The organism is Actinoplanes nipponensis (genome assembly GCF_016862275.1).
Classification (GTDB): domain Bacteria; phylum Actinomycetota; class Actinomycetes; order Mycobacteriales; family Micromonosporaceae; genus Actinoplanes; species Actinoplanes nipponensis.
Map to the genome: position 1 here is coordinate 1 of NZ_BOMQ01000017.1, position 22,025 is coordinate 22,025.

22 protein-coding genes and 3 tRNA genes are annotated in these 22,025 nt (G+C 72.1%); 7 read left to right on the plus strand and 18 right to left on the minus strand.

Annotated elements, in window-relative coordinates; translation table 11 throughout:
- Positions 1-177 precede the first annotated feature (177 nt).
- The gene (locus Ani05nite_RS06350) at positions 178-843 is read right to left on the minus strand and encodes an adenylate kinase (protein ID WP_203765958.1); all 666 of its coding nucleotides are present in this window, start codon (positions 841-843) and stop codon (positions 178-180) included.
- A gap of 154 nt (positions 844-997) precedes the next feature.
- Positions 998-4,084, minus strand: coding sequence for a M4 family metallopeptidase (locus tag Ani05nite_RS06355; protein ID WP_203765959.1), 3,087 nt, complete (start codon positions 4,082-4,084; stop codon positions 998-1,000).
- 112 nt (positions 4,085-4,196) lie between these two features.
- On the opposite strand from Ani05nite_RS06355, the gene Ani05nite_RS06360 reads away from it, so the two are divergent.
- Positions 4,197-4,640: a hypothetical protein gene (locus Ani05nite_RS06360; RefSeq protein ID WP_203765960.1), complete on the plus strand. Its 444-nt coding sequence runs from the start codon at positions 4,197-4,199 to the stop codon at positions 4,638-4,640.
- A gap of 28 nt (positions 4,641-4,668) precedes the next feature.
- Here Ani05nite_RS06360 and Ani05nite_RS06365 read toward each other — a convergent pair whose 3' ends face one another.
- Both Ani05nite_RS06365 and Ani05nite_RS06370 read right to left on the minus strand, forming a co-directional pair.
- Entirely contained in the window at positions 4,669-5,391 is a 723-nt protein-coding gene (locus tag Ani05nite_RS06365; protein WP_203765961.1) for a class I SAM-dependent DNA methyltransferase, read from the minus strand.
- Positions 5,392-5,486: 95 nt separating this feature from the next.
- A complete protein-coding gene (locus Ani05nite_RS06370) occupies positions 5,487-5,891 on the minus strand; it encodes a hypothetical protein (protein WP_203765962.1) in 405 nt (134 codons plus the stop codon).
- A gap of 451 nt (positions 5,892-6,342) precedes the next feature.
- On the opposite strand from Ani05nite_RS06370, the gene Ani05nite_RS06375 reads away from it, so the two are divergent.
- Positions 6,343-8,127, plus strand: coding sequence for a hypothetical protein (locus Ani05nite_RS06375; RefSeq protein ID WP_203765963.1), 1,785 nt, complete (start codon positions 6,343-6,345; stop codon positions 8,125-8,127).
- Between the two features lie 73 nt (positions 8,128-8,200).
- On the opposite strand, the gene Ani05nite_RS06380 is transcribed toward Ani05nite_RS06375, so the two are convergent.
- The 5 genes from Ani05nite_RS06380 to Ani05nite_RS06400 form a co-directional block, all read right to left on the minus strand.
- Complete coding sequence (locus Ani05nite_RS06380; RefSeq protein WP_203765964.1) at positions 8,201-8,404, minus strand: cold-shock protein; 204 nt, start codon at positions 8,402-8,404, stop codon at positions 8,201-8,203.
- A gap of 226 nt (positions 8,405-8,630) precedes the next feature.
- On the minus strand, positions 8,631-9,395 hold the full coding sequence (locus Ani05nite_RS06385) for a 3-ketoacyl-ACP reductase (protein WP_203765965.1): 765 nt from the start codon (positions 9,393-9,395) through the stop codon (positions 8,631-8,633).
- Positions 9,392-10,774 (minus strand): glycoside hydrolase family 88 protein, encoded by a 1,383-nt coding sequence (locus tag Ani05nite_RS06390; protein WP_203765966.1) that lies wholly within the window; start codon positions 10,772-10,774, stop codon positions 9,392-9,394. The genes Ani05nite_RS06385 and Ani05nite_RS06390 overlap by 4 nt, the downstream gene beginning before the upstream one ends.
- An 83-nt stretch (positions 10,775-10,857) precedes the next feature.
- Entirely contained in the window at positions 10,858-11,547 is a 690-nt protein-coding gene (locus tag Ani05nite_RS06395; protein ID WP_239129389.1) for a VanZ family protein, read from the minus strand.
- A 76-nt stretch (positions 11,548-11,623) separates the two neighbouring features.
- Positions 11,624-11,911 carry a hypothetical protein gene (locus tag Ani05nite_RS06400; protein WP_203765968.1) on the minus strand — a complete coding sequence of 96 codons (288 nt, stop codon included), beginning with the start codon at positions 11,909-11,911 and terminating at the stop codon, positions 11,624-11,626.
- A gap of 212 nt (positions 11,912-12,123) precedes the next feature.
- Here Ani05nite_RS06400 and Ani05nite_RS06405 point away from each other — a divergent pair, with 212 nt between their 5' ends.
- On the plus strand, positions 12,124-12,738 hold the full coding sequence (locus tag Ani05nite_RS06405) for a hypothetical protein (RefSeq protein WP_203765970.1): 615 nt from the start codon (positions 12,124-12,126) through the stop codon (positions 12,736-12,738).
- 19 nt (positions 12,739-12,757) lie between these two features.
- Here the strand turns inward: Ani05nite_RS06405 and Ani05nite_RS06410 are convergent, their stop codons facing one another.
- Positions 12,758-13,495, minus strand: coding sequence for a VOC family protein (locus Ani05nite_RS06410; protein WP_203765972.1), 738 nt, complete (start codon positions 13,493-13,495; stop codon positions 12,758-12,760).
- Between the two features lie 92 nt (positions 13,496-13,587).
- Here Ani05nite_RS06410 and Ani05nite_RS06415 point away from each other — a divergent pair, with 92 nt between their 5' ends.
- Both Ani05nite_RS06415 and Ani05nite_RS06420 read left to right on the plus strand, forming a co-directional pair.
- Entirely contained in the window at positions 13,588-14,097 is a 510-nt protein-coding gene (locus Ani05nite_RS06415) for a SigE family RNA polymerase sigma factor (protein WP_203765974.1), read from the plus strand.
- Complete coding sequence (locus Ani05nite_RS06420; RefSeq protein WP_203765976.1) at positions 14,094-15,371, plus strand: hypothetical protein; 1,278 nt, start codon at positions 14,094-14,096, stop codon at positions 15,369-15,371. The genes Ani05nite_RS06415 and Ani05nite_RS06420 overlap by 4 nt, the downstream gene beginning before the upstream one ends.
- 125 nt (positions 15,372-15,496) lie before the next feature.
- Here the strand turns inward: Ani05nite_RS06420 and Ani05nite_RS06425 are convergent, their stop codons facing one another.
- Complete coding sequence (locus tag Ani05nite_RS06425) at positions 15,497-16,213, minus strand: ferritin-like domain-containing protein (RefSeq protein WP_203765978.1); 717 nt, start codon at positions 16,211-16,213, stop codon at positions 15,497-15,499.
- Between the two features lie 84 nt (positions 16,214-16,297).
- Positions 16,298-16,765 (minus strand): MarR family winged helix-turn-helix transcriptional regulator, encoded by a 468-nt coding sequence (locus Ani05nite_RS06430; RefSeq protein WP_203765980.1) that lies wholly within the window; start codon positions 16,763-16,765, stop codon positions 16,298-16,300.
- 38 nt (positions 16,766-16,803) lie between these two features.
- On the opposite strand from Ani05nite_RS06430, the gene Ani05nite_RS06435 reads away from it, so the two are divergent.
- On the plus strand, positions 16,804-17,160 hold the full coding sequence (locus Ani05nite_RS06435; protein ID WP_203765982.1) for a nuclear transport factor 2 family protein: 357 nt from the start codon (positions 16,804-16,806) through the stop codon (positions 17,158-17,160).
- A gap of 129 nt (positions 17,161-17,289) precedes the next feature.
- Here Ani05nite_RS06435 and Ani05nite_RS06440 read toward each other — a convergent pair.
- The 3 genes from Ani05nite_RS06440 to Ani05nite_RS06450 form a co-directional block, all read right to left on the minus strand.
- Positions 17,290-17,364, minus strand: a tRNA-Val gene (locus Ani05nite_RS06440).
- A 14-nt stretch (positions 17,365-17,378) separates the two neighbouring features.
- Positions 17,379-17,449: transfer RNA gene (locus Ani05nite_RS06445), tRNA-Cys, on the minus strand.
- Between the two features lie 37 nt (positions 17,450-17,486).
- Positions 17,487-17,559, minus strand: a tRNA-Gly gene (locus tag Ani05nite_RS06450).
- Positions 17,560-17,714: 155 nt separating this feature from the next.
- Between Ani05nite_RS06450 and Ani05nite_RS06455 the strand changes: the two genes are divergently transcribed.
- Entirely contained in the window at positions 17,715-18,899 is a 1,185-nt protein-coding gene (locus tag Ani05nite_RS06455; protein WP_203765984.1) for a GNAT family N-acetyltransferase, read from the plus strand.
- Positions 18,900-18,926: 27 nt separating this feature from the next.
- Here Ani05nite_RS06455 and Ani05nite_RS06460 read toward each other — a convergent pair whose 3' ends face one another.
- From Ani05nite_RS06460 to Ani05nite_RS06470, 3 genes are read right to left on the minus strand one after another with little or no spacing between them, the layout of a single operon-like run.
- Positions 18,927-19,676: an FAD:protein FMN transferase gene (locus tag Ani05nite_RS06460; protein WP_239129390.1), complete on the minus strand. Its 750-nt coding sequence runs from the start codon at positions 19,674-19,676 to the stop codon at positions 18,927-18,929.
- Positions 19,677-19,687: 11 nt separating this feature from the next.
- The gene (locus tag Ani05nite_RS06465) at positions 19,688-20,203 is read right to left on the minus strand and encodes an FMN-binding protein (protein ID WP_203765986.1); all 516 of its coding nucleotides are present in this window, start codon (positions 20,201-20,203) and stop codon (positions 19,688-19,690) included.
- 16 nt (positions 20,204-20,219) lie between these two features.
- On the minus strand, positions 20,220-21,743 hold the full coding sequence (locus Ani05nite_RS06470; RefSeq protein WP_203765987.1) for a ferredoxin reductase family protein: 1,524 nt from the start codon (positions 21,741-21,743) through the stop codon (positions 20,220-20,222).
- Positions 21,744-22,025: the final 282 nt, after the last annotated feature.

A 22,025-nucleotide genomic window follows, 5' to 3' on the forward strand; every position in this document is an offset into this window, starting at 1 on the left:
CGACGCCCGCGTCGGTCGCCCCCAAGGCCGCCAAGGCGGCCAAGGCCGGGCCGGGCGACTCCGCGACCCCTCGGTCGTCGCGGCGTACCAAGAGCACGCTCACCGCTCCGAGCGTGACCGCCGACGCCACGCCGGGCTCCGACGGTCAGTGATCCACAGCCGCCGGGCCGAGGTGTCTCAGGGCGCGTCCGCCGGGTCCTGACCGAAGGCCGCGCCGAGGCCGGTCAGGTCCACCGATCGGCGGGCGTGCTCGGGGACGTGGTCGATCAGCGGGCGCATCGCTTCCAGGGCGGTCAGGATCTGCCGGGCGACCCGCTCCACCGGCCGGACCGCGTCCACCGAGACCAGGATGCCGCGCTCGGCGTACCAGTCGACGATGGGGTGGGTCACCTCGTGGTAGAGGGCGAGCCGCCGGCGGATGATCTCCTCGGTGTCGTCCGAGCGGCGTTCCAGCGCCGCCCGGGCCAGCAGCCGGCGGGTCAGCTCGTCGTCGTCCGCCTTCAGGTGCAGGGCGACGTTCGCGGTCATGTCCAGGCTCAGGCCGATCTCGTACAGCGAGCGGGCCTGCTTCATGTTGCGGGGCATGCCGTCCAGGACGTAGCCGCCGCCGCTGTGCCTGGCCTCGATGAACGCGGTGCGGACCATGTCGAGCACGATCTCGTCGGGCACCAGCTCACCGCGGTCGAGGCGGTCCTGGACGGCGCGGCCCAGCTCGGTGCGGCGGGCCACGTGGTCGCGCAGCAGGTCGCCGGTGGCGATGTGCGGGATGCCGAAGTGCGTGGCGATCAGCGCGCCCTGGGTGCCCTTGCCTGCCCCGGGGGGTGCGACCAGTAAGACCCGCATCACGCTGTCCTTCCACCGGTGAGCCGCGTCCGAGCCGGAGTGCGGCTCCGTCGACGTCGTGGCCGGGCCCGCGGCGGAGCCGGGGCCACGGGGACGATCGTAGGGCCTGCGCCGCGGATCGGCCGCGACCGGCCACCGGTTACCGCCGGGCGCCTCACTTGACCGTCAGCTTGACCCTCGAGCTGGTCACGCCGGCGTTGGTGGTACCGCCGGCCACCGACACCCGCAGCGTCCAGGCGCCGCGCCCGAAGGACCGGGAGAACGAGTACGCCCCGCTCGCCGCCGTCTTCGTGGACGTGACGGTCAGCCACCGGGAGCCCACCTTGCGCTGCAGCGTGATCTTGACGCCGGCGCGCCCGGGCTTCGCCGTACCCGTGATCCTGATCTTCTTGCCGGCCTTGGGCCTGGTCGTGCTCGCCTTGATCGTGACCGTGTAGCGCACGGTGGCCGACGGCGTCGCCGAGGTCGCCGCCCACGCGCCGGACGATCCGGCGTACCGGATCCGGTACGCGGTCGTGCCCGACGGCTTGACCGTGGCCCGCCAGGCCCCCTTCGCGTCGGTCCGCACCGTCGTGATCCGGCTCCAGGCCGTGCGCCCGGCCGCTCGTTGTTCCAGCGTCGCCGTGGTCCCGGCGATCGCGGCGCGGCCGCGGAGAACCTGGCCGGTGAGCGTGGCCGACTTGCCGTAGCCGAACGCCGCGGGCGTCACGGTCAGCGGGAGGGCGGTCGGGCTCAGCGTGACCGTCTTCTCCGCGCCGTCGCCGATCGCGCTGGTCGCGCGCAACCCGACGGTGTACGCCCGGCGGGTGTCCAGGCCGGTCAGCGTGAGCGACCGGGCGGAGGCGGCCAGCGTCGTCTCGACGCCGGGGGAGACCCGCACGACGTAGCCCGTGACCAGCACGTCGCCGAAGGTGTAGCTGGGCTTGGCCCACTGCAGCAGCGCGGTGCCGTTGCCGCCGGTGACCGACACGCCGAGCGGCAGACCCGGTCGCCGGGCCGGCAGCACCTGCCACGGCACCGAGGCCGTCACCCGGTCGCCGTCGGCGTCGGTGGCCGTCAGCACGGTGGTGCCCGACCCGGCGGTCGTGGGCACCCCGCTGACCAGGGCGTTGTAGATGCCCGAGCCCGGTCGGCGCACCGTGAGGGTGAGGCCCTCGGGCACGCCCGTCGCGGTCACCTCGAACGAGTCGGCGGGGTCGGCGCGGTCGTCGGGGGTGTCGGCGAACGTCGTGGTGAAGGAGCCGTAGGCGCCGGCGCCGAGCTGCATGGTGACCGCCGGGGGGACCGACTGGACGACGGGCGGCCCCTTGACCGTCCACCACATCAGTTCCCGGTCGGTGTTGCCGTCCGGGTCGCTCGCGATGATGTCGCTGCGGTAGTCGCCCCGGACCGTGGGCGTGCCCGTGATCAGGCCGGCGGCGTCGATCGACACGCCGGGCGGCAGGTTGACGGCGCTGAAGGTCACCGGCTGGCCCTGCGGCTCGCGGGCGCTGACCTGGATACGGACGGCCTCCCCGACGCGCGGGCTGGGCGAGGAGTCGGCGAAGTACGCGAGGTCCGGCGCCCCGTAGGCCGGATCGGAGCCGTCCACCCCGACGGCGAGCCAGGCGGCGTCGACGGTGCGCCGCTCGACGCTGTCCGGGCCGTACAGGTCGGCGGCCGCCCGCCCGGTAGCGTCCCGCGCGCCGGCGTAGTTGGTGTTCGACACCATGTAGACCGTGAGCGCCCGGTACCAGATCTGCGCGGCGCGGTCGTTGCCGATGCCGGCGACCGGCGGGGCGCCGCCGCACGGCGGGCTGTCTCCCCACTGCGACGCGCCGCTGCCCACGGCCAGCGTGTAGAAGAACTTGTTGCCGATCCCGGAGGCGTAGTGCTCGTCGAGGTCCTTGGCCGCCGGGCTCCAGCAGGAGACCGACTTGCCGTCGCGGCTGGGCTCGTCCATCCGGCGCAGGGCCGGCGTGCGGATCTCGGTCTTCTCGCCGATCAGGTAGTCCGGCGGGTCGGCCGCGTTGTGCGCCGAGAACTCGACCAGCGTGCCGAAGATGTCGCTGTCGGCCTCGTTCAGCGCCCCGGACTCGCCGGCGTTCACCAGGTCCGCGGTGGCGGAGTTCAGGCCGTGCGCCAGCTCGTGGGCCACCACGTCCAGCGACGTGAACGGCTGGCCGGTGGGCGCCCCGTCACCGAAGAACATGCACTCGCAGGAGCTGCTCCAGGAGGCGTTGGCCTCGTCGACGTCGTGGTGCACGTACGCGGCCACGCCCCGGCCGTCGTCGTGCAGTCCCGAGCGGCCGAACGCCGACCGCAGGTAGTCCCAGGTCCGGGCCATGCCGTAGTGCACGTCGACGGCGGCGGTGGCGCGGTCGGCGCGGGTGCCGTCGCCCCACACGTCGTCCGCGTCGCCGAACTCGGCGAACTTGTCCGGCTTGAACAGGTAGCCGTTGTTCAGGGCGTCGCGGACGGTGTTGCCACCCCGGTCCGGGTCGACCAGCGCGTACGTGCCGTCGGCCCGGCGCGTCGTACCCAGCGGGACGTCACCGACCAGCTGCCCGTGCCCGGTGCCCGCCTCGGCGGTGTGCACCTCGTCGTACGCGCGCCGCACCGCCCCGGTCGTCGCGTCGACGATGACCACCTGCGCGCCGACGGTCACCTCCCAGGCTCGTACGGGCTCGCCGGCGAAGGCGTCGACCACCTGCCGCACGCGGCCGGCGCCGCGCCGCCCGGCGAACCGCTCGGCCGCCGCGACGGCCCGCGCGCGGCCGACCTTCGCGACCCCCGGGACGTCGATGACGTGCTGCTGCGCCACGGTCGCGCCCGCGAACCGGCCGGTCGCCGTCGAGTGGACCACGAAGTCGCCGCCGAGCACCGCGAGCCCCCGGTGGGTGCGCTGGAACCGGACGTGCCGGGTCCCGGCCGCGTCCACCACGGCGTCCACCACCCGGTACCCCTCGCCCGGGGCGGACCGTACGGCCGCGCCGTTGCGGCGGACCGCCACCCGCGCCTCCTGAACCGCCCGGGCGCGGGTGACCGACGGCTTGCGCGCCGGCGCGGGGTTCTTCCGCGCGGTTGCCGTCCGCGGCTTCCCGGCGGCGGGCAGCTCCGGAACGGCGGACGGCCGAGGCGTGGCCGACTCGTTCCACCGGGCCGCCCGCGAGTCGGGCGTCCCCGCGCGGACGGCCCCCACCCCGGCCCCGGTCAGGGCCAGCACGGCGACGAGCGCGATCGAGCCACGGCGATACCGCACGGCCATTCTCATCTTCCCCCGTCGATCTTCGATGAGGAGGCGACGATACCGGAGCGACGCGGGTGGGGCAGCCCCGCCGGACGCGCCCCGGCCGGCGGGCTAGGTTGCTCGGATGAGTCTGCTTGATGACGTGGCGAAGCGGGACGGCTGGCGCTGCTGGGTGTGCGACGAGCCGGTCGATGCCGACATGTCGGTGAACGATCCTCGCGGTCCCAGCGTGGACAGCCGTACCGCCGACCGGAAGGCCAAGATCACCGAGCGGCTCGCGCACCGCGCCTGCAACACCCGCAAGGGCGCGGTCAAGGTGGTCATCGCCTGGCCGGACCGGCTGCACGTGGTGGAGCCGGCGCCGCTGATCACCGTGGCCGAGCGCCTCGAACGCAAGGGCGGCCGCGAGCTGGTGGCCCGGTGCCCGAGCCGCAAGGACGCCCAGGAGGCGGCGGACTGGCTGGTCGACCGGTTCTCCCGGCTGGCGCCGGGGCTGCCGGTGACGGCGAGCGTCGAACCCGGCGGCGGCCAGTTCCTCGTCGCCCTGGCGGCGGGGCGCCGCCGCTGAGCGGCGTCGACCTGACGGAAACCAGGGATCAGCGGGGATCGGGCGCCTTGCGGGCGAGGAACAGCCAGCATCGCGGGCTGCCGTCCCGGCGCCGGCCCAGCGTGGTCAGCGCGACCGGCTCCACGGTGAAGCCGGCGGCGGCCAGGTCGTGCCGCACCGCGGACATCGGGGTGGTGCGGTAGTACATGACGAAGGGCGGCCGCCACACGGCGTTGCGGACCCGCATGACCACATCGAACCCGAGCTCGGCCAGGTGGGCGACCGACCCCGGCGGCGAGGGCGCACCCATCGCGAGAGCGAAGAGCCCCCCGGGACGCAGCGCACGGTGCACCCCTTCGAACAGCGCGGGTCGTTCGCCGGGCAGGAAGTGCCCGAGCGCCCCGAACGAGACCGCGAGATCGAAGGCCGCCGCGAACGGAAGGGCTCGGACGTCGGCGCGGACCAGAGTGGCCTCCGGACACGCGCGCCGCGCCTGCGCGAGCATGCCCGCGCTGAAGTCGACGCCCGTGATCGGTCCCCGGCACAGATCCCGGAGCACGGTCAGGCCGGCGCCCGTGCCGCAGCACACGTCCAGCCCCTCGCCGAACGGCCCGGCCGCGGGCAGCGCCTCGGCGGTCGCCGCGAGAATGCTCTCCGGGGTGCGGAAGGGCGTGTGGTCGAACTTGGGCGCCAGGGAGTCGTAGCCGCGCTCGACCGAGGACAGAGCCTGGACGCACAGCTCGCGCAGGGAGGGGCCTCGCGGTGAGAACACCGGCCGAGGGTACCGCTGCCGGATCCGCCGCCGGCGCACAAGGAGAGAGGGCATGGCGCACGGCGCCATGCCCTCTCTCCTCGCCGCTCGCGGGGCTACGTGGTCTTGTGGTTCTCGCGCAACGCCTCGGCGACCACGTCCCGCACGAACATCCGGACCTTCCGGCGCAGCGCCCGTACCGCCTCGCGCAGGTAAGGCATCAGCTGCTCGACCACGAAGGCGGCGATCAGGATCGCGGTGATGATCGCCTTCTCGGGCGCCCGGTCGACGGTGACGTTGCCGACCGCGGCGCCGTCGAACGTGGCGACCTGGGTGCTGAACGCCATGGCGCACAGCCCGAAGAAGGTCGGGGCGTTCGAGACCAGGGCCCGCAGGTGCGAGACCTCGCTGCCCCGGCCGATCATCCGGGAGACCGCCACGCTGCCGTACGCGATCAGCATGCCCGCGCCCAGCGAGCCCCACACGACGTGGCCGTTGCCCGGCCGGACGACCCCGGCCACGATCCAGCACCCGCCCGTGGCCACGTAGATCTGCAGAATCGTCAGGCGGTGACGTGCGTGCCCACGTGGCGTATTCTTTGACTTCGGCATGTTGACGCCTCCAAGCCTCGGCTGCCGATCTGAAACCGGGGCCGGCCCGCATGCCGACCCCGGTTTTCTCTTGCCGTTCTCGCCTCTCAGCGTGGCGGCGGCGCTCGGCCCGGTCAAGCCGACGATCTTACGTTTCCGCAGGTCAGAGCCCATCTTGGAACGTCATCGCCGGGAGTGGGCAACCGGGCCGCGCCGAACCGGCAACACCCCTCACTCCGAGCCGCAACTCCTGTGGACGCCACCTGCAACACGCTTTCATCCGCGGCAAAACTGGCTGTGCCAGATCTTGTAACTCTCCCTTGACCACGGGTAACCAGGCCGCTATGCCTGGACAATGCCCGTGAAGGTCGCGATCGATGACATGCGCCGTTCTGATCAACTACTGCACTACGCGGCGGCGGCCCAGCTCGAGCACGTCCGCAGCGAAACGGGCTACACGCACGAGAAGGTCGGCAAGAACCTCGGCATCGACAAGACCAACTTCGCGCGACTCCTGCAGAACCCGACGGACGACTTCCTGCACGACCTCGACGAGGCGGTCATGACGCTGGTGCCGGCCCTCGACCGGACCGGTGGGCTGTCCGCGCTCGCCGTGCGCCTGCGCCGGCTCGGCACGCGCAATGCGCTCACCGCGCGCCTGCCGCCGCGCTGGCGCCGGCGCGTGCTGAGACGCCAGGCCAGCGACGAGCTCGACTGGCTGTCGAAGGCCTCCGGTCTGCTGGCCAAGCTGCTCGCCGTGCCGGACCACGCCAAGCAGGTGTGCGAGCGCAACAGCGCCGAGCTGAGCGACATCGTGCAGCGCCTGATCCTCATCGGCGCGGCGCCGCCGACCCCCGACAACATCGACGCGCTCATCATGCTGGGCAGCATCGCCGGCACGCCGGCCGCGTTCGATGTGGTGGGACCGACCCTGGAGCAGGCGCTCTCCACCCACCCGCTGGGATTCCGCATGTGGCGGTCGGTGACCTCGATCGTGCGACTCAACGAGACGGAGGCCGACGCGGCGCCGATCATCCGGCCGTGGGTCCAGGCCCAGGTGGAGGCCGCGGAGGAGTGGCGGGCGCGGAGCCTGTTCCCGGCCCGGTCACTCGACCTGGAGCTGGCGATCGTCGTGCCCGCCGCCTGGTCGCCGGCGGGCGAGGACGACTGGGTCAGTCAGGCGCTACGCGAGCGCTCCAAGAACACGGAGGCCACCGTCCGGGAGCGGGGCACGGCCGCATTCGGGCTGTGGCAGCGCGCGCTCAGGGGCGACGATGCCGGGCATCAGGCCGAAACGGCGCGGTTCCTGCGCGGGCTGATCGACGACTTCAAGGCCGAGGCGGAGGCGGGCGACGTCCTGCTCGGACTCAACTGGGTGGCGACGACGCTGGCCCAGAGCATCGAGGGCAAGAACGCCGTGCCACCGGGCTGGCCGCCGACCGAGGACCCCTGCCTGCGCACCGTGCGGGCGGCCGCGGCCGCCCTGCGGTCGCCGTCGGTGCCGACGCCGATCCTCGAGCCCACGAAGCGGTTGATCGAGCACGCGCTGCTGCAGAACGCCGGCGTCTACCGCCGCAACGCGGTGGACACGCTCCTGGCCGGCGGGTACACGGGCCCGGTGATCTCCGCGCTGAACCTGGCGCTGACCAACGTCAATACGCAAGCCTGGCTCAAATGCCGGGCCCTCTTCGTGATCTCGTTCCTGCAGGACCGGGAACGCAACACCGAACTGATCCTCGGCAAGGCCTGCAAACGCGCGAAGAAACAGTTCGACGCCAGCCTGACCCACGGCGCGCCGGTTCCCCGCAGCATCGCCTCCGAGCTGCATGACGCCCTGTTCGCCGTCGGCGACTGCTTCGGCGCGGTCGGGGCCCAGGCCCAGTCCCGGCGCCTGCGCCACCTGCTCGACAAGGACCTCGACGACCTGCTGCTCCGGACGAAGGACCTGCTGCGCCGGCCGGACGCCGACACCGCGCTGGTCCGGGTCGCACGGGGCGCGGCGTACCTGGTGGCGGTCACCGCGCAGACCGGCGACCGTACGTCCAAGCCGATGCTCGAATCGCTGGCCGACCATCCCGACAGCGCCACCAAGGACCTCGCGGAGTGGGCCCTCAAGCGTTTCGACGCCCGCGGTGACCGCGTCCGCCCGCTGTACGACACCCTGTGACGTCCGCGCCGGGTCCGGAAACGCCGAACGGCGGCCCGCTGAATCAGTCGGGCCGCCGTTCGGGAAGCGTGGATCAGAGCGGGCGAATGTTCTCCGCCTGCAGGCCCTTCTGGCCCTGGGTGATGTCGAACTCCACCTTCTGGTTCTCGTCGAGGCTGCGGTAGCCGCTCGTCGAGATCGCGGAGAAGTGGGCGAAGACGTCCGCGCCACCGTCGTCCGGGGTGATGAAGCCGAAGCCCTTGTCAGCGTTGAACCACTTCACGGTGCCTGTCGTCATGTCTGCTCCCTCGCAGGTTGTGAGACCGCCCTGTGCGGACTCTTGCCGCGTTGATAACCTGCGCCGAAACCGACACCAGAACGAAAAAGCGCCCGACGGGTTTTGGATAACCCATCAGGCGCCGGAAAACGTCTACGGAAATCAAAACTGCAACGAGACCACCGTAGCGCATCTTCGCCCCCCGGTGTCAAAGGGGGGAGTGGAACTGGTCACTCGTCCGCGGCCGTCACAGCACCCTCAGGTGGAAGCCGCCGTCCACATCGATGACCTGCCCCGTGCTGAACGGCAGCAGATCCGTCGCCACGGCCACCACCGCCCGCCCGACGTCGTCCGGCTGACCCCAGCGCCGGATCGGGGTGATGCCGTCGGTGAAGATCAGCTTGTCGTACCGGGCGGTCACGCCCCTGGTCATGTCGGTGGCGATGATGCCCGGCCGGATCTCGTACACGTTGATGCCGTGCTCGGCCAGGCGGGCCGCGTACAGCTGGGTGGTCATCGCCAGCCCGGCCTTGGCCACGCAGTAGTCGCCCCGGTTGACGCTGGCGGTGTAGGCGCTGATCGACGAGACGATGACGATCTTCGGCGGGGTGTCCGACGCCGCCTGCGCGATCATCCGGTTCGCCGCCTGCTGGATGAGGAAGTACGGGCCCTTGAGGTTGATCTCGATGAGCCGGTCGAAGGACTCCTCGCCGGCCTCCAGCAGGTCGGCCCGCACGGCCGGGGCCACGCCGGCGTTGCTGACCAGCAGGTCCAGGCGGCCGAAGGTGGCGTACGCGGCGTCGATCAGCCGCGCGCGGTCCTCGGCGCGGCTCACGTCGGCCCGCACCGGCAGCGCCTTGCGGCCCAGCGCCTCCACTTCGGCGCCGACGGCCTTCGCCGCCTCCGCGTCGCTGGCGTAGTTGACCACCACGTCGTACCCGGCCCGGGCCAGCGACAGCACGATCCCGCGGCCGATCCCGCGGGAGCCGCCGGTGACGATCGCGATGCTCATGCGGCCACCGCCGGGCCGAAGAACGTGTAGTACGGCTCGTCGCGGGCCGCCCGCTGCAGGTAGAGCGCGAGCTCGCGGGCGTGGTAGTCGCCCCACATGCTGGACTCGCCGTTCGGCACCCGCTGCCCGGCCGGCACGTGGTCCCAGCCGTTCGGCCGGTGGTAGACCGAGTGCAGGATCAGGCCCTGGTGGGCCGGGTCGGTGGACAGGTACGGCTCGTCGAACAGCGTCCCGGCCACAGTGAGCCCGGCCTGCCAGTAGCGGCGGCCGTCGTCGGCGCGGCCGGCCGCGGTCAGATAGCGGCCGAGCCGGAGCAGGCCCTGCGCGCCGATCGCGGCGGCCGAGGAGTCCACCGGCTCGTACGCGTTGTACGGGTCGGCCGGCCGGCCGGCATGGTCACCCAGGTGGGCCAGGCCCGGCGCGCCGGTGTCCCAGTACGGGATGCCGTCGGACGGCGTGTGCTCCAGGTAGAAGTCGGCGGTGGCGGTGGCCGCGTCCAGCATCATGGCGGTGACGGCCGCGCGCCCGCCGTGCCGGTCCAGCTCCTCGTCCGCGACGGTGTCCAGGAACTCGAGCTGCTCCGGGTAGCCGAGCATCGCCCAGGCCAGGCCCCGGGTCCAGGTGGTGAACGGCGAATAGCCCTGCTGGGTGCTCGGGCAGCGGTAGTTGCCGTCGTTGACGTTGAAGATGGACTCGTGGGCGGTGCGGCCGCGGATGTCGTACGCGTCCCGGCCGGTGCCGTAGAAGACGTTCCACCGCGCGGTGTTCGCGGCGTGCTCGATGATCCGGCCGAGCAGCGAGATCCGCGCGTCCTGCTCACCCATCAGCACGTGACCGAGCCGGTGGGAGACGGCCAGCGCCCGGCAGGAGCGGATCGTGTCGACGAACAGCGACTGCGGCCCGTTGAAGGAGTAGATGTAGCCGGTGCCGTCCGCCGTCCGCTGCCAGCGGGCGGCCTGCACCGCGCCGGTGATCTTCAGGGCCAGTTCGAGGAAGGTGCGGTCGTCGTCCGGGATCCGGCCCTCGTTGCCGAGCCGCCACAGGTTGCCGTACGTGCTGACGTTGTTGAACCCGTGGTCGTGCACGCCGATGTGGCTGACGTGCCCGGCCATCACGCGTACCGTCGCGTCCCGGCCGATCTCCAGGAAGCGGGCGTCGCCGGTGGCGTCGAACTGCAGCAGCGCGGATCCGTACTGGAATCCCTGGGTCCACTCTGTCCAGCCGCGGGCCGTGTACCGCCCCTCGACGGTGAAGACCGGGGAGGCCGAGCCGGGCGGGCAGGTCCGCTCGATCGAGTCGATCTTCGCGGCTGACGCCGCCCAGAGCCGCTCGATCTTCGGTAGCAGGTCCGCCGGGGCGAGGCCGTCGTCGATCTTCATCTGGTGACTCCCCATGCCGGTGCCGATGTCGGCATCAGCATAGGTAAGCGCTTGCCTGTTGAAAAGGAGGGGTGGTGGGCGGCTCAGTCCGTCCCGGCCCGCGCGAGGCGCGACCGGTCCGACGGCGCCGCCGCCGCGGTGCGCCACCAGCGGCGCGAGGCCAGCCCGGCCAGCACGGCGCCGGCGGCGTTGAGCAGCACGTCGTCCACGGACGACACCCGGTCCAGCCGCAGCACGTACTGTGCGATCTCGATCAGGACCGAGCAGCCCGCGCCGAGCGCCAGGATCCGCGGCCCGGACGCCAGCGCCGCGAACCGGATCGGGGCGAAGAACCCCAGCGCCGCGAGGATGAGCAGGTTGCCGCCGATCCCGACGGGCCCCATCGTGAGCAGGTCCCGCAGCGGGACCAGGCTGACCCGGCCGGGGACGGCGCCGGCCCCGGGCCCCGGCATGAGGGTGATCCAGACCAGTGGCGCCGTCCCGTAGACCAGGCCCACCTCGGCCAGCGACAGCCGCCACGCCGGCGCGCCGCCGACGGCCGGTCGGGAACGGGCCCGGACCCACGCCAGCAGGGCCGCCACCGGCAGCCCCACCAGCATCATGAGCAGTACGCCGTTCTCCGTGTCGTAGCAGCCGTGCCACCGCCCGGCCAGGCACGTCGGAGCGGCCATCAGCAGCGGCCGCCGCAGGACGAACGCGACACCGGCCACGCCGGCGACCGCCAGGCCCAGCAGCACGATCCTGCGCGTACGGCGGGGTGCGTGGTCGTTCATGCCGTCATTGAAGCGGGCGGCCTGTAGCGGCGGCATAAGGGTCGACGACACGCCGGCGACCGGCGCGCCGTACCGATCAGAAGGGAGGCGCGTCCTCGCCCATCAGCGCCAGCGTGACGCCGCCCTTGCCGCTCTTGACGCTCTGCACCACGACCTTGCCGGTGCTGCCGTCGGGCAGCTCCAGGGTGAAGGTCTTCCCGACCGCGTTCTTGGGGCCGTAGCCGGCGCCGTTCGCGGGCCGGAAGTCGCCCGCCCACGGCGGAACCCCGCCCTTGCGGCTGGGCTCGGCGAAGAGCGCGGCGGTGCCGGGTGTCCGGGTGCCGTCGGCGGCGAGAAGTGTTGAGGCACTGCGAAAGGTAGCCATATGCCGTAAGAGTATCCCGGAGCCGGCCCGGGAGAGCGCCCCGAACGCGGCGACGGCCGGTCGCCGGGGCCACGTCCGCGTGAAAGTTGCTGCCGATCGGGGCGCGGGCCAGCGATTCGCCGGGCTATTCCGGCCGCGACGTGCTGGATTGTCCGGGCTCACCGTGCGGCGCGAGCGCCCTGAACCATCCTGAAGGAAAGCGGGAAACGGCTATGTGGCACCTGGACGCGCGACGCCTGACCGGCGTGCTGGCGGTGGCCGGCGTACTCCTGGTCACCGGGGTGGGCCCGGCTCGGGCCGACGGGATCCACCGGGGCGACCCGGTCTCGGTCGCCTTCCCGGACATCGAGGTGCCGGTGGGCGGCGCCGCCGTCGATCCGCTGGGACCCAGCCTCTGGTCCACCGGCCCGACCAAGCTGACCGGGGCGTCGGTCACCTACGACCTGAGCGGTGTCGCCGGGGTCCGGCTCACCCCGGTCGACGGCGGCGGCGAGTGCGTCCGGCCGTCGCCGGCCCGGGTGGTCTGCTCGGACCCGCGGACGCTCTCGTTCGAGGGGGAGACGATCGAGCAGTACCTGCCCGTGGAGGTGCGGGCGGCCCGGACCGCCAGGACCGGCGACACCGGGACGGTGACCATCACGTTCTCCGCCGACGGGCTGGCGCCGATCACCGGCCGGAGCCGGGTGCGCGTGGTCGAGGGCCGTACGGACCTGGCGGCCACCGGTCCCGTGGCCGGGCTGATCGGCGGCCTCGGCGGGCTGGTGCTCGGCGCCGGGGTGGCGGGCGTGCTGGCCACCCGGCGCCGGCGTACCCGCTTCCTCGCCTGAGCGCGGCCCCGGCGCCCGGTCAGCCCGGGGCGAGGAGGCAGAACTCGTTGCCCTCCGGGTCGGCCAGCACCGTCCACGCGACGTCGCTCCCGCCCAGGTCGATGACGGTGGCGCCGAGCGCGCGAAGCCGGGCCACCTCGGCCTCGGGGTCGTCGCCCGGATAGGGGCGCACGTCGAGATGGACGCGATTCCATCCGGTCTTCCGGTCGGGCGTGCGGAGGAACTGCAGATAGGGGCCGACGCCGCGGGCCGAGCGCAGGACCGCGCTGTCGTCGGTCACCTTGTGCAGGGTCCAGTCGGTGGCCGCGCCCCAGAAGCGGGCCATGGCGTGCGGGTCGGCGCAGTCGACCACGACCGAGGCGATCGGTCCGGTGTCGCCGGTCGGGTCGTGCCAGTCCAGCACGCAGAACTCGTTGCCCTCCGGGTCGGCCAGGACCGTCCAGGAGACGTCGCCCTGACCCACGTCGACCGGGGTGGCGCCGAGCACCCGCAGGCGCGCGACCAGCTCCGCCTGCTGAGCGGACGAGGCGGTGGCCAGGTCGACGTGCACCCGGTTCTTCGCCGTCTTGGGTTCCGGGGAGGCGACGAGGTCGATGCAGACGGCGGCGGGGTCGGGGTAGACGAAGTCCTCGGGTTCGAGATTGGTCACGCCGGGTCCCTCGCTGGAGATGGCCCAGCCGAGCGCCTGCGCCCAGAACGCGCCCAGCGCGGCGTCGTCGCGGGCCTTCATGTTGATCTGTACGAGCCGCGTTGCCATCCGACGATGCTAGCGAGCGCTCCGGATCTGACGATCGAGGACGTGCAACACTTCCGCCCGCTCGTGCGTCCAGGCTGCGAAAGGGGGGACGCATGACAGAGGAACAGGCATTCGCGGACTTCGTCCGACATCGCACGGCTGCCCTCTACCGCTACGGCTACATCCTCAGCGGCAACCACCACGATGCGGACGATCTGGTCCAGGATGCCCTGATCAGGCTGCGGGGTCACTGGGCGAGGGTGGTGCGACGCGACGATCCCACCGGGTACGTCCGCACCACGATGACCCGCCTGCACGTCAGCGCCTGGCGCCGCCGGCGCCGCGAGTGGCTCACCGCCTCCGTTCCCGACGCCGCCGTTCCGGATCCGGATCTCGCCAAGGTCGACATCACCGGGAACGCCGAGCAGGTGTGGTCCGCCCTCGCGACGCTGCCGCCCCGCCAGCGGGCGGTGCTCGTCCTGCGGTTCTACGAACGACTGACCGACCAGGAGATCGCCACGACGCTCGGGGTGTCCAGCGCCACCATCCGCAGCCAGGCCAAACGGGGCCTGGACAAGCTGCGGGCCGCGAAGTTCAGCGACCTGTCGGAGGCCCTGCGATGAGCGACGTCAATGTGCGAGAGGCCCTCGAAACCTATGCCGGCGCGGCGTCGGCGCCGCCGCCTGGTCTGCTGGAGCGGGTGGAGGCCGGCTACCACCGCCGCCGGCGTCGCCGCCGGACCGGCGGGGCGGCGATCGCGGTGGTCCTCGTGGCGGTCACGCTGGGCGCCGCGATCGGCGCATGGCCGGTACGGCGCGCCGTACCGGATCAGACCGTCGGGCAGCCGGGGCTCCAACTGCCCGCCTCGTTCGACAAAGTGCCACCGATGGCGTCGGTGTGGCCACAGGCCGTCATCGAGGAGCCGCCGGTCACGTCCCCGTTGGGCCGGCCGGCCCGGACAGTGGGGCGCCTCGACGCCGACCACCTGCTCGTCGAGGACCGGGTGTCGTTCTACGCCTACGACCAGCGCGCCCGGACGTTCCGGGTGCTCGTCACCGGGTTCGGCGGCAACGACCCGGCCAACGAGGTGCTGATCACGCCGCACTGGCTGGTGTGGCAGGTCCGCAATCACGGCGAGGATTTCTTCTCGGTCTACCGCGCGCCGGTGACCGGCGGGGAGCGGCAGCTCGTGATCAAGGTGCGGACCAGCTACCTGCTGGCCCGGGACTGGTACGCCACCGACGACGCCGTGTTCTGGTCGGCGCGCACCGGCGGAGTCACCCGGGTCTCGCTGTCCGACGGCAGCATGACCACGCCGGCGGCGTTCCAGCGGCTCGGCACCCACGGCACCGCCTGGGCGGAGTTGACCGGTCGACCAGCCGGTCGGAGCAGCGGGACCGTGTCGCTCCTGCTGCGCCACCTCGTCACGGGGGAGCAGCGCACGATCACCGCGCTGCCCGACACGGTGTCACTGCGGTGCGTTCCCACCTTCTGCCTCGGCAGGACGGACGCTGACCGGTCGTCGGCCTCGTCGGCCTCCTCGGCCTCGTCGGCCTCGTCGGTTTCCGCGGGCGCCAAGCCGGAGGGCGGCCGCTGGTTCGTGCAGCAGTTGGACGGGTCCGGGCGTCGCGCGCTGCCGCCCATGCCCGACCGCGAGAGCGCCCAGTTGGTGACCACCGACGCCGGAGGGCTGATCCTGGTCACGACGGCTCGCGGGGAGCAGGTCGTGGTGAACCCGGTCACCGGCCGCTGGGGCAGCACGCGCACCGCGAGCGGGTTCGGACCGAGTTGTGCCAACTACTCCCCGCCCGCCCTGCGGTGGGGCGGGGACAAGCCGCCGGTCAACTGTCGAACGGGTCAGGGCACCCGGCTGATGCTTTTCGCGGACGCGGGATGAATCCGGTGGGGGTCGCGAACCGTGGCCCCCACCGGCTCGGGGCCGCATTCTGAAGTCCTGGGCTCGTTTCGTTCGTCGCCCTGTTCCTCCTCGGCGCCGTATCCGCCGTGGCGGCCCGGGGCGCCTCAGCGAGTGAGGATCGAGCTTCCCGCCGACCGGAAGACCGCCGTGACCATGGGGCCGAACAGGCCCCGTACGTCGGTGACGAACCGGCGGCGGGTGACGCCCAGAGCTCGCAGCGCACTGCCGTGATCGAGGGCGACCACGAGCACCGCTCCCGTCATCAGCACCCACCAACCGCCCGCCGCCGCGACCCGGCCGGCGAGCGGGGTCGGGGCGAAGCCCTGACGCAGACGGTCGAGGTGGAACGGCACGTGCCGCTCCTCGTCGGCCAGGATCCGGCCGGCCACATCGGCGACGTAGGCGTCGCCGGAACCGTCACGCAGCGCCCGGTAGTAGCGCAACGCCACCACTTCGGCCAGCATCAGCGTCAACAACTCCAGCCGCAGGCCGCCGCCGCGGCGTACCAGAACGAAGACGGTGTCGGTCCAGTGCCCGCCGATCGGGGCCGCGCCGGCGTAGCGCAACACGTTGGCCAGCCGGACCGCGTGACTCTGCTCCTCGGCCACGAAGAGCCGTACCGCGGCCAGATAGATCGGATCGCCGGCCCGCGCCGCCGCCGCGATCAGGCTGGTTCCGTCGCCGTCCTCCCCGGCCTGGAAACGCTGGACGCTGCGGATCACCGCCGGAGGCAGCCGCCCACCGAGCGGCCGCGGCTCGGTCCGGGCGGCACGGTGGCGGGCGGATTCCTCAAACTCCTGGAGATGCTGCTGGAAGTCCATGGCGAAAACCCTGGGCCCAGGGCCGCCGCCGGCGGAAGGCTCGGCACCGAACCTCCACACGATCTCCCCGGCTCCCGGCCACGGTCAGGGCGGCGGTGCGGCGTCCAGGTGGCGTTTGAGGGTTTCCATGATGTCGGCCAGGGACGTCAGCTGGGCGGCGGTCAGCACGTCGGCGAAGTGTTCCCGTACCGCCCGCGAGTGCCCCCTCGCGGCCAGCAGGAAGCCGGCCCGGCCCTCCTCGGTGAGCGTCACCTCGGCGCCCCGGCTGTCCGAGCGGTGGCGGGAGCGGCGGATCAGGCCGCGCTTCTCCATGCGGGACAGGTGATGGGACAGCCGGCTCTGCTCCCAGCCGATCACCTCGGCCAACTCGGTCGAGCGGATCGGCTCGGAGCCTCGTTCATGCAGGACGACCAGCACCGGATAGTCGGTGCCGGACAAGCCGGAGTCAGCCTGCAGCAGACGGTCCAGGTGGCGGCGCAGCAGCGGGGTGATCTCGATGAGCGCGCGCCACGCTCGCAGCTCGGCCGGGCTCAGGGTGCCGGGTTCATCCACCTGGCCAAGATTACATGACGTGTCATATAGTTGTCGCCGTGACCACCATCGAGCAGCTCATGCAGGCGAATCTGCTGGAAGTCTTCAACGAACGCGACGGCGAACGGCGGCGGGCCGCGATGGCGCGGACCTATGCGTCGGACGTCCGCTTCTCTGACCCGGACGAGGCCGTGGTGGGTCACGCGGCGATCGACACCAAGGCCCAGAAGATCCTCGACGAGGCGCCGGGCTTCGTCTTCTCGCCCGGCGGGCCGATCCGGGTGGTCGGCGACCTGGGCTTCCTGGAGTGGGGCTTCGGGCCCGAAGGTCAGCCGCCGGTGGTTCGTGGCGCGGACGTGGTGCTGGTCGCCGACGGCTTGATCACGAGTGTCTACACGATGCTGTTCACCGACTGAGTCCGGGCCGGGAGCGGCGCTCTTCTCCTGGTCATCCGGGTGACGAGATCGTCTCCCCGGCGGGTCCGGAAAATGCGAATCGGGCTCCGTCCCGGTGGGACGAAACCCGAGCTGACCTGCTGTTCTGCGTGGTGGGCGATACTGGGATCGAACCAGTGACCTCTTCCGTGTCAAGGAAGCGCGCTCCCGCTGCGCCAATCGCCCTCGTTCGCTTGCCGAGGTGGAGACGGGATTTGAACCCGTGTACACGGCTTTGCAGGCCGTTGCCTCGCCTCTCGGCCACTCCACCGAGCTGGCCCCGCACGTAACCTGTGGCGGCCTCTCCGAGCGGACGACGGGATTCGAACCCGCGACCCTCACCTTGGCAAGGTGATGCGCTACCAGCTGCGCTACGTCCGCTTGTCCCTCCGGCACGTTCCCCGGCGACGGATGAAACATTAGCGGGTCCGCTGCCGCCATGCCAAACCGGGGTCCCCGGCGCGTCGTCCCGGCACGTTATCCACAGGTAAGGATTCCGGCGGGCGAGCCCGGCCCGTACCCGCTTGGATGGGCTCATGCAGATCCGACAGGTCACCGCCGACGAGCGTACGGACACGATGTTCCCGCTGCAGACGTACGCGTTCATGCCCTCTCCCTGGGGCGACGCCGACCGGGAGACCTACGCCCGCCGGATGCGCTACTACGAGACCGCGGTGAGTCTCGTCGCCGAGGAGGACGGCCGGGCGGTCGCCTGTGCCGCCGCCTTCCCGATGCGGCAGAACGTGCGCGGGGTCGTGCACGACATGGCCGGTGTCGCCTCCGTCGCGACGCACCCGTCCGCCCGGCGCCGTGGCTTCATCCGTGAGCTGCTGACGCGCCTGCTGCGGCAGATGCGCGACGAGGGCTGCACCGTCAGCGCCCTCTACCCGTTCCGGCCCTCCTTCTACGGCCGGCACGGCTACGTCGGGCTGCCCCGGGTCCGCACGGCCACCTTCGCCCCGGCCGGCCTCGCGCACCTCGTGGGGGCCGAGCTGCCGGGCGAGGTGGAGCGCCTGCCCATGCGGGAGGGTTTCGACGACTTCAACGCCCTGACGCTGCGCCTGCTGGGGGAGCGGCACGGCTTCTCGGTGTACGACGAGGTGCGCACCGCGGAGTTCCGGGACAATCAGCGCTGGGTGGCCGTCGCCCGGGTCGACGGCGAGGTGGTGGCTGCGGTGACCTACCGCATCGACCGGTTCGGCGGTGATCTGGTGGCCGACGACCTGCTCACCACCGGTCCGCTGGGCCGGGCGCTGCTCCTGCAGTTCTTCGCCCGGCACGTCGACCAGGTGGCGCGGGTGATCGTCACCATCGGCACGGACGAGGTGCCGGAGCTGTGGGGCACCGATTTCCCGGTCCTCACGCAGGGCCGGGTCGAGCAGCCGCGCCGGAGTGGCCCGATGGCCCGCCTGCTCTCGGTGGAGGCCCTCGGCGGCACGGCCACGCCGGTGAACGAGGCCGTCACGGTCGAGGTGGTCGACGACGTCCTCGTCGCTGGGTGCTACCAGCTGACCGGCGAGGGCGGCCGGCTCACCGTGGAGCCGGGCAAGAACGAGCCCCGGGCGACCTTGACCTGTGCGGGCATCTCGGCGCTGGCCTACGGGGTTCTCGACCCGGTGGAGGTGGTGACCAGGGGGCTCGGACGGGTGGAGGCGTCGGCGGTCGGGCCGCTGAGTGCCCTGTTCCCCAAGCGGATGCCGTACCTGTTCGCCGACTTCTAGGGCGGGAATGGGGTCGCGCAGATGACGTCAGACAGCCGCGGGCAGGCCGGCGGAGCTGAACGCCCGGCCGTCGTCGGTGACCAGCGCCGAGTCGTAACCGTCCGCCGCCAGCTTGGCCAGCCAGGCGATCCCCGCCTCGCCCATGGCCAGCGCGGCGGTGGCGTAGGCGTCGGCGAGCGCCAGGTCGGGACCGACCACGGTCACCGAGCGCAAGCCTCGCGCCGGCTCCCCGGTACGCGGGTTGACGACGTGGTCGCCCCGCTCGTAGGTGCCGGAGGTCGCCACGGCCTGGTCGCTCACCGCGAGGACCCAGCTCAGTTTGTCGGCTTCCCACGGGTGCCGGATGCCGACGCGCCACGGCGCCCCCGAGGCGGAGAGTCCCCTGGCCCGGATGTCCCCGCCGGCGTTCACGCAGTGGTTGACCGAGCCCGCCTCGACCAGGCGCGCGGAGGCGATCTCCACCGACCAGCCCTTGACGTATCCGCTCGGGTCGAGGGGACCCGCGGCGTAGGCGTCGAAGTAGCCGTCCGTCTCGCGCCACAGGTCGGCGCAGGCCTCCAGCACGTGCCGCAGGTCCGCCGAGCAGTCGGCCACCTCGATCTCCCGGCGGCGCAACCGGCAGACCTCGCTGTCGTCGCGGTAGGTGCTGAAGCGCCGGTCCACCTCGTGCAGCCAGCCGCACACGTCGTCGATCATCGCGCGCAGGTCGGCCTGCGGCAGGTTGTCGGCCAGGTCGATGCTGACGACCGTGCCCATGACGTGCTCGGCGTGGTGCATGGCGCCGGACTCTACGCCGTTGCCTGGTCGATGGCCGCCTGCAGGGATTTCACGTACGACTCCGAGGTGAACGTCGCGCCGGAGACGGCGTCGACGTCGGCGCTCTGCGCCTTCACCGTGCTCTGCTTGAGCGAGGCGATCGCCGGCGGGTTGATCGTCGCGCTGTCGCCGGTGACCGGGTACGTCGCGTCCGCCGCGGTGATTTTGCCGCCGGACACCTTGATCGAGACCTGGATGGTGCCGTACGGGTTCTTCGCCGCCGAGCCCTTGAAGATGCCGTTCTTCAGGCCGCTGCCGCCCGCTTCGCCCTCGGTGTCCTCGGTCGGCTTGGCCGCCGGCTTCTTCGACGACGGCTTCTTCCCCGAGGAGGCCGCCGGCGGCGGATCGGCGTCCTGGCCGGAGTTCGCCAGGTCGACGACGGGCGGCGCGGCCGAGGGAACCACCGGCGCGGAGACGCTCAGCCGGACCCCGACGATCAGGGCGGCGCCGGTCAACGTCCCAACGGCTGCTGCGGTGCTGCGTCGCATGAGGAAACTCCCGGAATCAGAATTCGAAGGGATCGAGGTGCAACTGGCTGTCAGGCACTTCCAGTTCGCGCAGGGTCTGCACGGCGGCGTCGACCAGCCCGGGCGGGCCGCACAGGTAGACGTCCCGGCGGTTGACGTCGGGCACCAGCCCGAGCAGCCCGTTGGCCGTGAAGAGCCGGCGGGGGCCCGGGTCGTTGCGGGAGCCGACGATGTAGCGGACCCAGGCGTCGCGGCGCTCGGCCAGCTCCTCCAGCTCCTCGCGGAACACCAGCTCGTCCGGGCGGCTGGCCCGGTAGATCACGATCGTGTCCGGCGGCATGTCCTCGAGCAGCGCCCGGATCGGCGCGATTCCGCTGCCGCCCGCGATCAGCAGCGCCCGCCGCCGGGTCCGGCGCTGCGCGGTGAAGGTGCCGAACGGGCCCTCCGCCAGGATCGTCGTGCCCGGCTGCATCTCCGCGAGCTTCGCGGTGTGCCCGCCGACCGCGGTGACGGTCAGGCGCAGCCACTGGGAGTTCGGCGCGGCCGACAGCGAGAACGGGTGCGTCTGCCACCAGCCGTTCGCGGTCAGGAAGCGCCAGCGCATGAACTGGCCCGCCTGGGCGGGCAGCCGGTCCAGGTTGCGGCCGTCGATGTAGATGGAAAACGTGTTGGCGCCCTCGGCCACGACCTCCGCCACCTCGAAGCGGTGCCGCACATTGAGCCACAGCGGCTCGACCAGGCGCCCCCAGAACAGCGCGGCGATGACCAGCGCGGCGAGCGCCGGCCAGAAGACCGACGCGAAGCGGCCGGAGAGATCCGCCCCGGTGGCCACCTGGTGGCCGTAGCCCAGCAGCAGGACCAGGTACGCGGTCAGGTGGATGAGGTGCCAAAGCTCGTACGGCAGCTTGGAGCGCGCGGCCCGGATCGAGATCACGCTGATCAGGACCAGCAGGCCGGTGGCCACCGTGGCGCTGATCATCTCGGGCAGCGTGGTGATGATCGTCCAGCCCTGGTCGACGACGCCGGCCTCGGCGGTCAGCGCGTAGCCGTAGACGATGAAGACGATGTGGGTGAGCACCGTGACGACCAGCGTGGTGCCCAGCCAGCGGTGCCAGCGCAGCAGGTCCCGGGCGCCGACCCACTCCTCGAGCCAGGACACCCGGCTCATCATCAGCAGCTGGATGAAGAGCAGGTAGCCGGCGACGAGCCCGGTGATCCGGCCGACGGCCATCATCAGCGTCGCGGTGTCGTTGATCGCGCCCGGCTGGGTGTCGAAGAGCCAGAGCGAGACGCTCGTGGCCAGCCCGGAGAAGAACAGCAGGACCGTGAGCAGGCGGTTACCGGAGGTGGCCTCGGCCGGAGGGCGGTCGTCGGTGACGATCGCCGGTCCGGAGCTCTGCCACCCCGACTCGTCCGGCGCCTCGACGACGATGTCGCCGCGCGGCACGGCCTCGTTCAGGTCGGGCTGCTCCCAGAAACCACGCTCCGGGGTCATCGTCGGCGCGGCCGAGGTCGCCGGCTCGTACCCGGGTTCGCGCAGGTCATCGAAGGGTTGGAACATGGTCGGCCCTGATCGGCCGGCAGTATCGCCGTACGCTCGCGCCATCGACCTCACCCGCTCAGCAGTCGTCCTTCGGCGTCTGCCACCCCCCAGCGGCCGACGTGACGGTCCGGTCTCGGCAGGCCGTCGAGGGGTACTACGCGGTTCAGCGGGTGAAGGCTCAAAACTGAACAGAAAAAGTCGACAGCCAGCATTGATCTTGGCGACCGGATCGACGCCGGGCCCGGCGGCCGGGAATGCGCCGGCCCGGGGCGGGGCGGAACTATGCCCAGGTAGATCAAC